The organism is uncultured Gimesia sp., from assembly GCF_963976445.1.
In the GTDB taxonomy this organism is placed as follows: Bacteria; Planctomycetota; Planctomycetia; order Planctomycetales; family Planctomycetaceae; genus Gimesia.
Genome location: NZ_CAXBKP010000001.1, coordinates 573155 through 586331, shown reverse-complemented (window position 1 = coordinate 586331; position 13177 = coordinate 573155). Strand labels below are relative to the sequence as shown.

Annotated in this window: 6 protein-coding genes; 3 read left to right on the top strand and 3 right to left on the bottom strand. The window is 49.9% G+C overall.

Annotated features, from left to right (window positions below; translation table 11 throughout):
• Window positions 1-170 precede the first annotated feature (170 nt).
• Complete coding sequence (locus tag AAC022_RS02170) at window positions 171-5006, top strand: right-handed parallel beta-helix repeat-containing protein (protein WP_339727517.1); 4836 nt, start codon at window positions 171-173, stop codon at window positions 5004-5006.
• A 101-nt stretch (window positions 5007-5107) separates the two neighbouring features.
• On the opposite strand, the gene AAC022_RS02165 is transcribed toward AAC022_RS02170, so the two are convergent.
• Both AAC022_RS02165 and AAC022_RS02160 read right to left on the bottom strand, forming a co-directional pair.
• Window positions 5108-6307: a pyridoxal phosphate-dependent aminotransferase gene (locus AAC022_RS02165; protein ID WP_339727516.1), complete on the bottom strand. Its 1200-nt coding sequence runs from the start codon at window positions 6305-6307 to the stop codon at window positions 5108-5110.
• A 395-nt stretch (window positions 6308-6702) separates the two neighbouring features.
• Window positions 6703-7512: a hypothetical protein gene (locus AAC022_RS02160; protein WP_339727515.1), complete on the bottom strand. Its 810-nt coding sequence runs from the start codon at window positions 7510-7512 to the stop codon at window positions 6703-6705.
• Between the two features lie 329 nt (window positions 7513-7841).
• On the opposite strand from AAC022_RS02160, the gene sppA reads away from it, so the two are divergent.
• Window positions 7842-9653: a signal peptide peptidase SppA gene (sppA, locus tag AAC022_RS02155; protein WP_339727514.1), complete on the top strand. Its 1812-nt coding sequence runs from the start codon at window positions 7842-7844 to the stop codon at window positions 9651-9653.
• 92 nt (window positions 9654-9745) lie between these two features.
• On the top strand, window positions 9746-12082 hold the full coding sequence (locus AAC022_RS02150; protein WP_339727513.1) for a VCBS repeat-containing protein: 2337 nt from the start codon (window positions 9746-9748) through the stop codon (window positions 12080-12082).
• Between the two features lie 15 nt (window positions 12083-12097).
• On the opposite strand, the gene AAC022_RS02145 is transcribed toward AAC022_RS02150, so the two are convergent.
• Window positions 12098-13117, bottom strand: coding sequence for a DUF368 domain-containing protein (locus tag AAC022_RS02145; protein ID WP_339727512.1), 1020 nt, complete (start codon window positions 13115-13117; stop codon window positions 12098-12100).
• Window positions 13118-13177: the final 60 nt, after the last annotated feature.

The window sequence follows — 13177 nt, the reverse complement described above, 5'->3', positions numbered from 1 at the left end:
CCGACCCGGCGACAAGGGGATGAGTGTCAGGTTTTACCTGCCATTCTAGTCGACAGGGATTTTTGAGTGGGGGCAACTGCCTCAGAGTACAAAAATCCCGAGAGACAGAATACGAAGTTGATCGTCTACAATCGTAAGAGACGAGTTATACATCGACGTTGGAGCTTTCGATGAACAAATTATGTGTCAGCCTGTCCTGCTTATTATTAGCATCTCAGTATTTACTGGCGTTAGCGTATGCAGAGCCGGATCAAACTGGTGGCAATCAAGCAGAGGGACGTACTACATTAGGCGAACAAGAAGGTTCCGCCATTGTAGGCAGTGTCTCTTCTGGTGTTTTCAGACATGATTTTGTGCCTGCAAATACCGTTCAGCCAAATGCGGTTCCTGGCTTTACTACAATGCGAGATGCCAGCTATCAGGATGTTCCGCAAGGTTATGCTCCTTTCAAATATCCTGATCCGCAAACCATGGTTGTCAATGAGTACATTGACGGCGGTGCCGGGTATCAACCGATGGGGCCAGAAGAGTTCCGCACCATCTTCCGCCTGGATAAAGGCATTGGAGGTGGAATTGGATATGATGATGGTTATTCTAACCTGGGAGTTCTGGTTCCCTTTACGATTAACCCGGATCAAAGCATGCTCTTTCTGGATTTAAGAGCCATGGTCACAGATCAGGGAGCCGGCGGTGTGAACCTCGGTGCTGGTTGGCGTGGTTATAGTGAAACCGTAGACAAAATATTCACTCTCGCAGCCTGGTACGATTATGATGACGGACATTTCCAGGATTATAATCAGATCGGGATCAGTGGTGAAGTAATCGGTCAATACCTCACTTCGCGTATCAATGGATACTTCCCGATCAATAATAATGAAACGGTCATCTCGAATAATCTGACCGGCGGAGCTTACTTTCAGTCAAATCGAATCCTCTTAGACCGCGCCCGGATTTCAGAATCGTCTTATGGCGGTGTTGATGCAGAAATCGGTGGTCCGCTTCCTGTATTAGGGAAATTTGGAATCGATGCGTTTGTGGGTGGCTATTATTATAACTCCGACCACGATAAAAGCGCAGCCGGGGCCAAGTTCCGTGCCGAAGCAAATATTAATGACTGGTGGCAGATGAGTGTCAGTTATGCCAAGGATTCGGTCTTCGGATCAAATGCCTGGATGAATGTGACACTTTCGATCCCTGAAGGCAGGTCCGATAAATGGATGCGTCCTAAGACACTGCGTCAGCGTATGTATCAACCGATGAATCGTAACTACCGTGTTGTCGCACATAATAAAACGACCATTAATTCTGAACTGGCGATTAACCCGGATGACGGTCTGCCTTATACCGTCGCTCATATCGATCCTGACTTCGGGGCTGCGGGAAATGGTACATATGAAACACCATTTGGTTCTGTCGCTGCTTATAATGCCTCTCCGCCAGTGTCTATGACGGATATCATATTCGTACAGGACGGAAACGAAGCGAATCTGGATGGCGGGATTACACTGCTTGACAATGGTGGTGGAATCGGTGGTGTGACAGGACAACGATTGTTGAGTGAAGCGGTAGTGCACTCATTCGACGTCCTTCAAATGGGAACTGTGTCGACCCTCACTCTGCCGGGTTACAATCCGGGATCAACGCGCCCGACACTGTCAAACACTGCAGGCGGGAATGTGGTTACCGGTCAAGGTGGTGCCTGGGAAGTTTCCGGTTTCAACGTCAGTGGAGCAAGAACAGGGGCAGTGCTCCCGCATAACACAGGCATCTTCTCAGCCGGCACGCGTGGGTTCAATATCAACCGTAACTCGTTTGTGCTCTATAACCGTGGTGTCGATGTCACCAATACTGCCAATGGTATTGGGATCGTGTCTTCGAACACATTCTCGGGAGACGGGGCCAACTCTCTGCATGGTGCCCGTATCACACAAAATACAGGGACGCTTGAACTGGCCTTCCTCAATAATACAGCAACCAACAATCTAGGTGTCGTTCCTCCTGGAACAGGAACTGGCTTTGAAATCATTGCCAATGCAGGCACGACCATTGATGGGGTCGGAACGGCCGCCGATGGTACCACGACATTGGGGATCACTGGAAATACAGCGAATGCGAACGGTACCGGTATGATCATCACTGCGAATGGCGGTGCCATCATTGATACCGACTTCTCCAATAACACATTCAATGATAACATCAATCCGAATACCGGTTTGCATGTGAATTCGAATGCCAGTACTGTGACCTTCCGCAGCTTTGATACGATCACAGCGACCGGCAACACCAACGGAACCGGTATCGCCTTTGATGCGACCGCTGGCGGTACGATCTCAGCCGTCACAGAAGATACGAATGGGAATGGGGTGATTGATCCCGGTGAAGATATGAACGGAAACGGCGTTCTCGATCTGGGGTTGACCACAATCAACGCCAGCCTCAATGCCTTAGATGGTTTTGCGGCTACCGCCGACGGTGTGGGATCTCGAATCGATCTGAGTATCGGTAGCGTGAACGCGACCGCAAATATCTTTAACACCAATGGTCAGAACGGGATTAGCCTGGTTACACTGAATTCAGGTGCCATCGGTGGTCAGATTATCAATAATACTGCCACCGGTAATACCCAAGACGGTCTGGCAGTCACATTAACGACGGGAACGGTCGATCTAACAACCATCGCTTCTCCTTCGCTTGCCTTTAATACCTTCACCGGGAATACCCGACACGGTATGAGCATTGTGAATAACAATGGTGGTGTCTTTACCACCGCTCTGATTTCCAACAATGATTTCAGCAATAACATCGAAGCGGGTCTGTTCATCGGTGGCGCTGCGTTGGGCGGTACGAATACTGCTGTGAATACGCTGGGCAGCATCGATATGAACAACTTCAATCGCAATACAGACGGGACCGAAGGGATTCTGTTTGGTTCCAGCGATGTCAGAACGACGGCAAGCATTACCCGGAATACCTTTGTCGGCCGTGTTCCCGCCTTGCCCGGTGATGCCGGTGCTGGTCCGGGTGTTGGTGGTACTGTTGACGGTACAACCACCGTTGGTGGCAATGGTGGGGTGACGCTGGCATTTGGAAGTCTGGCAGCGGTTGATAATTCTCTGACCAATACCTTCTCGAACAATGGTGATGCTCACATCGGCCTGGTGCTGGAAGGAAATACGACCAGCCAGGTAGACATCGATCAGCACGATTTCAATACCACGACAGATACAACGGTCAATACCGATTTCGATGGTCAGGGCGTCGGTTTCATTCTCAGAGATACCGCCACCTATACGGGAACCATTCAACGCAATACGTTCCAGAACAACGCCGCCTCTGGTCTATTCTTTAGCGTGACTGGAAACAATGGTGCTGACTTTGCACAAATCAATAATGTGGTCGTCGGTGGGGGAACGGCTCCCTTCGGGAATACTTTTACAGGGAACGGCGGTAGTGGTCTGGAAGTCATTCGTACTGCCAACGGTGTTGTGAATAACTTTACCGCTCAGTTCAACACGATGACTGGCAATACTCTGGACGGGATCAGCCTGACTGCCGCGAATGCGAATCTCGTTGATACCTATGTTGTGAATGATAACACAATCACCGGCAACACTCAGAACGGTATTGATATTAGTGTTCAAGCAGATGCGGGCCTGCAAGCCAATATGACACGTAATACGATTACCGGAAACAGCTCCAATGGTATCCGTACGACAGAAATGATCAATGATCCTTCTGACCTGCGAAGGGTCTCTGGTGCCTGGACATCCAATGTTATCACCGGAAATGGTGGTAATGGTATCTTACTTGCTGGCCTGTCGAACGGATTAGTAATTGGTGATGCTGCGGACTCTGCACTCGGGAACTTGATCGATAACAACGGTGGTGACGGTGTGGCGATTGCCAGTGCTGGATCGGTGACCGTCGCTCGTAACATGATCTCCAATAACGGGGTCCACGGTATTGATATGGACCTGCCCGGCGGTAATGTGACAATCTCAAATAACGATATCACCTTAAACGGTGGTGATGGTATTGAATTTACGAATTCACTTTCTTCGTCTTCCACGTTGAATATCACCGGTAACGTGATCGATTTCAACGATGGTCGTGGTTTCGATGTCCTGGCTCGTCCGGGATCACTGGGGGCATCCTCTATGGACATCACATTCAACGACAATATCGTGAATGCCAACCTCGAAGAAGGGGTGTATGTGGTCTATACCGCATCTAATACGCAAACGCAAACCGGGCCTTCCACAGATCCACTGGCGGCCGATGGAAACCTGTTCCACGATGTGTTCTTGGAATTCAATATGGATAATAACCAGATTCTGGCAAACGGATTTAACAGTGGATTTAGTACTACTGGTCTGGTGGTTCGTGTTGGTACAACGAATGCCAGCACAAGTACGATGTTCGATGGCGGCTTTGCCAGTGATGGCCTTGGAAACTTCACTAATTCCGGTGTGATCATGTCTGTCACGAACTCCACATTGTCAGGCAACTTTGGTGATGATGTCTTCTTCGAGTCGTTTACTTCAACAGTGGATCCGGTTGCTACAGCGGGAACCTGGGGAGCGACCAATGACCCTACTGCCATCACAGCGTTCCAAAGCGATGCTCTGGCTCGTTTAGACCTGAACTGGGATACGAATACGATTATCTCGTCTGATGTCAATAATACCGGTGCTTTCTATGCTAATGCTGATACCTTCAAGTCACGTTTGAATACACTGGGAGCCAACGCAGGGCCATTTACATCAACAAGTCGTCGTCGTAACGCACAACGTCAGGCTGCTCGTATCAATAACCTGATTGATCCAGGTGCAGGTACCTTCCTCTACTCTGGAACAGGTGCCAGTACCTTCCGTGTTGACAGTACCGGGGACACAGGCATCTTTATTCTTGATGGTAATCCCTATAACGCAACCACCGATGCAAACGGTGTCTTTCTGCCGGGATCAATCACCGGCGAACTGCCCTTCGGTTGGGGAGAGTATTGATCTCCCCCACTGGGCATGATTTGAAGATCTGCTGAAACAACAAGGCCATCCTGAAGCGATTCAGGATGGCCTTGTTGTTTAGATGGTGAACTCAAATTCGTTTAAGCAGGCGACAAAAACTGCTCGATTCGATTCAAGCCTTCTTCGAGGGTTTTCAAATCGGTAGCAAACGAAAGCCGCACATAACCGGGGGCACCAAAGGCATCGCCGGTGACCAATGCCACATGGGCTTCTTCCAACAGAGCGGTGCAGAACTCACTGGAGTCTTTCACCACTTTGCCACCACCCAATGGTTTATTGAAGTGGGCACTTACATTGAAAAATGCATAAAACGCGCCCCCTGGTTCAGCAAAACTGATCTCTGGGAATTTGTGTAAGCGATCCAGAACATAGCTCCGGCGTTCTTTGAAGGCTTCCAGCATTTCCGCCACGCTTTCCTGCGGACCACTCAAGGCGGCAATCGTCGCTGCCTGACTGATGCTGCAGGGGTTCGATGTTTCCTGGCTCTGCAGTTTGGTCATCGCTGCCGTCAATTCGACCGGAGCAATCGTCCAGCCAATCCGCCAGCCTGTCATTGCGTAAGCTTTACTGACGCCGCTGACAATAATCGTGCGTTCTGCAACGTCCGGTCCGAAAGAAGCGAAGCTGCGAAATTCCGAACCTTCGTAGATCAGTTTTTCATAGATCTCGTCAGACAGCACGGGGACATCTTTTTCGACGGCGACGCGTGCCAGCGCTTCCAGTGTTTCCACAGGGTAGGCGGCTCCGGTCGGGTTACACGGGTTGTTGAGCATCATCAGTTTCGTTTTTGGCGTAATCGCCGCCGCGAACTGTTCGGCATTCATACAGAAGCCGCTCGCTTCGGTCGTTTCGACCATCACGGGAGTCGCCCCCGTTAATTCCACCAGTGCGCTATAGCTCACCCAGTAGGGAGTGGGGATGATCACTTCATCGCCGGGGCCACACAGCGCGGTCAACACATTATGAATCGAGTGCTTGGCACCATTGGAAACCACAACCTGATTGGGCTGGAAACTTAATCCATAGTCGCGCTGATAGGCATCGCAGATTGCCTGTTTGACTTCCAGCGTCCCTGCGGCGGGGGTGTAATGCGTCTGGCCGGCATCCATCGCAGCTTTGGCAGCATCACAGATATGGGCGGGTGTATTGAAGTCAGGCTCACCCAGTGTGAACTCGTAGACTTTGACGCCCGTGTTTTTTAATTCTTTCGCTTTTGCAGCAGCTGCGATTGTGGCAGAGGGTTTTAGTTTCTGGACAGTAGTAGAGAGCTGCATCGCCATAATTGTGATCTTTGTAGTCTGGATGAATAAAATAGTCTGGATCTGAAATACAGTATTCAGATCACATCAAAATCCCAGCTAGTGCTTTGTCAAGCTAGGAATTGAGGGTTGGGGGTGTTGTTTACGTGCTCCGTTGTCGCACTCTCGTGATATCGATCAACCCAAAATTTAAAAATGACGCTCCACCAGGACACCGGGAATTCTAAGATGTTCGAGAACACCTGATTCTTTTCACCTGAGCAGAAAGCGTCAAGTCTCGGGTCGCTTTGTTTACAAATCGAGCAGGAATCCGGGGTAATTGCCAGACAGAACCGTTGATTTCCCCTGCAGCCAGCCTGTTCTGCAAGGGGGGACACGTGCTGAAAGTGCATGAGTCGGGACAGAACGTGCGTTGATTAGCGGGACGCGGGGAGCTCGCTCTCCGCATTTTTCCCGACTTCATGGGCCGACATCGCCACATGAATCCGAGACGTCATTTTGAAATCGGTCCGGGGTTGCGTTCCCCCCTTGGTTTCCCGTGTGATATCCACGGCCCATTTCGCCACACCAAACGGAATCTCGCTCGTCCGCCAGATGGTGCCTTCATTTTTGGAGCGGGCACTGGGGCTTTCGCTCATAAAAGTCCCTTTGTACTCGCGGGCAGAAACGGCTCCTGCGGGAGTTTCCACAGTTGCCGGTTCGCCTTCCGAATCCCATTTGCTGTAATGTGTGAGCATGGTGATCATCGGGTAAAACCGCAGCACATTCGTTTCTAAAGGTACGACCTCTCGATCACCGATTTTTCGATAGCCACGAATCATTGGGAGAAAAGTCACGGGAATCTGTCGTTTGTCAACAATCTGACCACTGATCGCGGATTCGGGGATCAGTACTTTATAAATCCGGGGACCGGAGACCCCTGGAGCAATTCCTGATTCCGTTGCCTTGCCGGTGATACATTTGAACTCAAGCCAGCGACAGGCTGTTTGTGCACCTTCGTATTCAGCCATTTCGGAACCGACGGAGCTGATAATCAAGTGTCGCGTCCAATTCAGTTTGACATTCAAGTCATTAGATTCCGGTCCCGGCATCTCTTTTTCATAAGTGCCTTCAAATCGAACCCAGGAACCATCGGGAGGCAATTCCCAGATTAGTCCTTGTGCAAACAGGGAACTCGAACAGGAAACAACCAGGACAACGGCAAGAAAAAATGATCGAAAAGACATAGTGTGAGAACCAGAGCTGAACACGGAAAACGAAGGGATACAGTTTCTGACTGTAAAACTTAAGTCTCCAGTGTGACAAAAGAGGCATCCCCTGACAACACTTTTTGGTTTTTCAGCAGGAATTTTCCCAAGCGCATCATTTTCAGAGCGTATAACGAGAGCATCAGTCAACTCTTTCTTGACCGTAGCCAGTCATTCGCCTTAGACTACTTGTAGGAATTAACACGGTTGTAACGAGTTCTGGATTGTCGGAACGCGTTGCGAAGTCGGTGATACCCCTGCAAACAATACTGCTGACAATACATACGTCCCTCTACTGGAGATTATTGATGTCGATGTCGTTTCTGAAAAGTCGATGGTTACCATTCGCTCTGGTTTTGGGGTGTAGTCTTTGTTTCATGCTGAAATCCGCTTCAGCCGCAGAGGAAGAAAAAGAGAAGCCGACGCGGGAAAACTGGGGTCACATTATTATCAAAGGCTCTTACCCGGAAGGGCCTCAGATGCCCGGCCTGTTTGGTGATGTCACCGAGTCGCTTTCCAAGGTCACCGCGCGACTGGAAAAAGCAGCCGAGGATAAATCTCTGACTGGCGTCATTCTGCATCTGAAAGGCACGCAACTGGGCTGGGCGAAAATCAACGAAATACGCGAAGCCATTTTCAAAGTCCGTAAGGCTAAGAAAAAAGTGTATGCTTGGATTGAGTCGGGTATGACGAAAGATTATCTGATCGCGACTGCCTGTGACCAGATCGTGATGCCGGAATCTGCCACGCTGATTCTGCTGGGTATGCGGGCGGAAGTCAGCTTTTATAAAAACTTATTCGACTGGCTGGATGTGAAGCCAGACATTCTGAGAGTCGGAGAATATAAATCAGCAGCCGAGCCCTACACGCGAACGGAAATGAGCCCCGCGTTTCGTGAAGAAATGGAAGCGCTGCTGGATGACTATTTTCGTCAGATTAAACAGATGATTTCCAAATCAAGGGGCATGCCCGCAGAACGGGTGGAAGCCACGATCAATGCCGGACCATATATGGCTGCGGAAGCGAAAAAACAAGGACTGATCGATCACATCGCTTATGAAGATCAACTTCCCAAACTGATTACCGGTGGCAAATCGGAAACAGAAGTCAGAGTCATCAAGAAGTATGCAAAGAAACGAACAGATACCGATTTCTCAGGGATCGCCGGCCTGATTAAATTGATGGATTTGTTAGCGGGCATCGATTCCTCACAACGCATTGGTTCAGGACCACGCATCGCCGTGATTTATGCCACAGGGGCGATTATGTCCGGTTCCAGTAAGCAAGGCGGACTTATGGGATCACATGTGCTGGGCTCTGATACCTTCATCAAGGCTGTCGAAAAAGCAGCGAAAGATGATAAGGTCAAAGCCATCGTTCTGCGGGTCGACAGTCCAGGGGGAAGTGCACTCGCCAGTGACCTGATGTGGCGTTCGCTACAGGAAGCAGACAAGCCACTCGTGGTCAGCATGGGCGATGTTGCCGCCAGTGGAGGCTATTACATTTCGATGGGCGCGAATCGCATCTTTGCCGAGCCAGGCACGTTGACTGGTTCAATTGGTGTGGTTGGCGGAAAACTAGCCGTGGAAGGCCTGTATAACAAAATTGGTATCACTACCAGTGTGATTTCGCGTGGCAAAAACAGCGGGACCTTCAGCCCCATGACCGGCTTTACAGAATCAGAACGTGCCGCTGTGACGAAGTTGCTCTATGCCGTCTACAAACAGTTTACGGAAAAAGCCGCCGAAGGACGAAAAATGGACTACACGGCTTTGGAAAAACTGGCACGCGGCCGCGTTTATACCGGTACGATGGCGGTGAATAATGGATTAGTGGATCAATTGGGAACACTCGATGATGCGATCGAACACGCTCGCAAGCTCGGTGGAATTCCGGAAGGTGAGAAATTTGATAAACTAATTCTTCCGCGACCAACCAGCCCTTTCGAACAGATTTTCGGATCTGTTGACGCAAAGGTCGGGCAGAGTCAGCAAATGTCCCGTATGCTGAATATGCTTTCTCCCGAATTATCACAGCAATTGAAACAACTGGATCTGATCAACCTGCTGTCCCGGGAAAAAGCACTGACGCTAATGCCTTTTCAGATTCGAGTGAACTAGTAACAAATTTGGTCTGATGAATTAACAACTCTGAAATGTCCTTTAGTCTAATACTGAGGACCAGAGCAGAAATATGAGAACGAGGAGACAGGATGTTTAACGGCTTACGAAAAGCAGACCGGATTTTATGCTTCTTTACCCTGGTGATTTTTGTCGTTGGCGGTAATACAACACCGGGTTTCTCTGACGAAAAAGTTAGCCTGAGCCAATTCTACGGATTCAAGCCGCTCGAACTCTTCAAGTTATCCAGCCGCTCGTCCAATATGCTGGCGGAAGATCTGAACGGCGATGGGCTGAATGATCTGATTCTGATCGATAACAGCAACAGCCGCATCGATATTTTACAGCAGCGAAGCGGCAAGGATCAGGAAGTGAATGACGACTCCAATGAAGGAGTCAACTTCATTCCCAGCGATGCGCGACTGAAGCATGTCAAGATTCCCGTAGACGTTTCGGTCTCTGCTTTGACCGTCGGCGACTTCAACGGCGATGGCCGCAACGATCTGGCTTACCTGGCGACTCCGGATCGATTGATTATTCGCTATCAGTCTGAAACCGGAGACTGGTCAAAACGCAAACGAATTCGACTGGCCGATTTGCAGTCCACTCAATGGACGATTGCCGCCGGCGATCTGAATTTCGATCAGAAAGACGATTTGATCGTACTCGGAAAAAATCATACCTACGTCATTCTGCAGGACGCACAGGGAGAGTTGAATACGCCTCGATCGATTCTGAATACCTCTCCCAAGCTGGGCCTCGCTGCGATTGCTGATCTGAACGGCGATGGACGGAACGATTTTACCTACGCCACCCGCGATGGGAAAAACCAGATTTTATGTGCCCGCCTGCAAAAACAGAATGGGAAACTGGGACCTGAAGTCCGATTCGAGCTTTCCAATCCGCGTTCCGTCACGCTGTCCAACATTGATGGTAAGCCCGGTTCTGAAATCATGACCATTGATTCACAAACTGGTCGCCTGAAAATGCAACAGCTCGAGAATTCGCAAAATCAAAACGGAAATCTCTCCAAACGACTCACTCTGTATGGATTCGGCGAAGAAGGCTCAGGCCGTAATCGTGGCTTTGATCTGGGAGATATCAACGGAGATGGATTAAGTGACGCCGTCGTTTCCGATCCAGAAACCGCGCAAATGCTCGTCTATCTGCAAACTAAAGACCGCGGTCTCGATCTGGGACAAACCTATCCCGGCCTGCTGGGTGTAGAGCAGTTACGCATCGGGGATGTGAACGGCGATGGACTGGGCGAAGTATTTGTGTTGAGCGAACGCGAAAAAATTATCGGCGTCAGTTCATTGGAAAATCAACGTTTAACGTTTCCTCAAATTCTGCCGATCATTGGAGAGCCTCTGGCGTTTGAGTTGGCTGACTTGGATGGAAACCAGACGCCCGAATTGATTTATGTTGCCAAGGTCGGGGACAAAAACAGGTATAGCTTTAAGTTGCAGGCACTCCGTCTGGGGAAAGATGGCAAGTGGAGCGAATATCAGTTCCCAAGTACTCCTCCCAGCTTGGGGGAACCGAAATCTTTAGTCAAGCTGGACGCAAATGGGGATGGTGTTTTTGAACTGATGGCGTTTTACGGACTTTCGCGAACTCCAAAAATGATCTCGCTGCCTCCAAGACAAACTCCCAAACTCATCACGCCTTCCGGCGGGATTAACTTAGATGAAATCAAACCGGAATCCATTTTCATCGGCGGCAAAAAACGCGACTGGATTCTGACCGCGCAGAACAACTTTGCCCGTCGCCTGACTTTGAATTCAGCCAATCAATGGCAGGTTGTCGATCAGTTTAACGCCCCAGAAAGCAAAGCCCGCGTCGTCGGTGCGGTTAATATTGACCTTGATGGCGAACCAGGGGACGAAATTGTACTGGTTGATCTTGGAGTCCAGAAACTTCGAATTCTGCGGAAAGAGTCCAACGTCTATCGCCCCTGGAAAGAAGTGGAAATTGGCGAGTTTCCTTTCCTCTCCGCTCATGTCGCCGATTTGAATGGCGATCAGCGGCCCGACCTGTTTTTATTCGGACGGGGGCAATTCGGGATTCTTTACTCCGGTCAGACGCCTCCTTCATTGAAAGAAGTTGCCTCGTTTGAATCAAAACTGCCCCAGGCATATTTTACCGATTCGGTCGCAGGCGACCTGAATAGCGATGGTCGCGCTGATCTGGTGATTCTCGATACGCGGACACATCATGTGGAGATCCTGAACTTTGGTGCGAAGCGGGAATTGAAGCATGCGTTAAACTTCAAGGTCTTTGAAGAGAAAACGTTTTCCCGGTCAAACCGGGCCGGAGTCAATCCGCGGGAAGCTGTGATCGCCGATCTGACCGGGGACAACCGGAAGGATCTGATCCTGTTGTGCCACGATCGTATTTTGCTTTATCCACAGGATGATGGAAAATAGGAATGAGCCAAGCGGCTAAACGTCAGATGTGTCGTGCATCGCATATTTTTGGGATAGCCGGTCTAGCCCCCAGACTAGAAAGGCGGCGCCGATTATCAGTGCGAGCGAAGCCCAGAACATGCCATCAAAACTGACAGGCCAGACATTCTCATAGATTCGATGTTTGAAGGGCACCATTTCGGGTGTCTGGTCAGCAGTGTAGGGGGTTGCGTCAATTTTGAACGGCCAAATCCGTCGTAGTGAGCCCACCATCAAACCACAGAGCACCGCCATCGTCAGCGTGTGATAACTGTGCAACAGCCACCGCAGTACTTTGCTGAACAGGATCAATCCGAGTAAACAACCCGAGACAAAGACAAACACGGTGAGCAACCCGTTCCAGTCGACGTTCCCTTTGAGCAGTTCTTTGGGAATGGTTTTCAGTAAGCCGGTGATGTCGTGATATTTTCCCAGCAGAATCAGAATCAGCGCGCCGCTGATTCCGGGCAGGATCATCGCACAGATGGCAATCATCCCGCACAGAAAGACATACAGATTCCCTTCAGGTGGTTTCACGGAATGTTCTCCCACCAGCAGATAGATGCCCACAAGGGAAGCCACAAACGCAATCACATTCGAAACCGTCCAGCGATCCACCATTTGTGCCACCAGAAAACTGGAAGCCAGGATCAGTCCGAAAAACAGCGACAGCGTCAATTGCAGATGAAAATCCAGCAAATAATGCATCAGGCTGGCCAGGCTGACGACTCCCGTCAAAATTCCCACTCCCAGCGGAATGATAAAACGCAGATCGAGATGTTGCGCCGCTTCAAGCCATTTTCGCTGGAGCAGTAGTCGAAATAACTGGGCATCACAGTGGCTGATTGCCGTAATCAGTCGCTGGTAGATTCCCAGAATCAAAGCGACGGTGCCCCCTGAAACGCCGGGAATGATGTCGGCACCCCCCATCAAAAGTCCCCGTCCGAGCTGGATCAGATCAGCTTTCGCAGGAAATTTGGGTTGGGATTGGGAAACGGATGGTTCGGAATCAGACATCAATCAACCTTGATTTAATGAACAAAAGGATCTTCGATTCAATTATTTTGACGTCAGCAA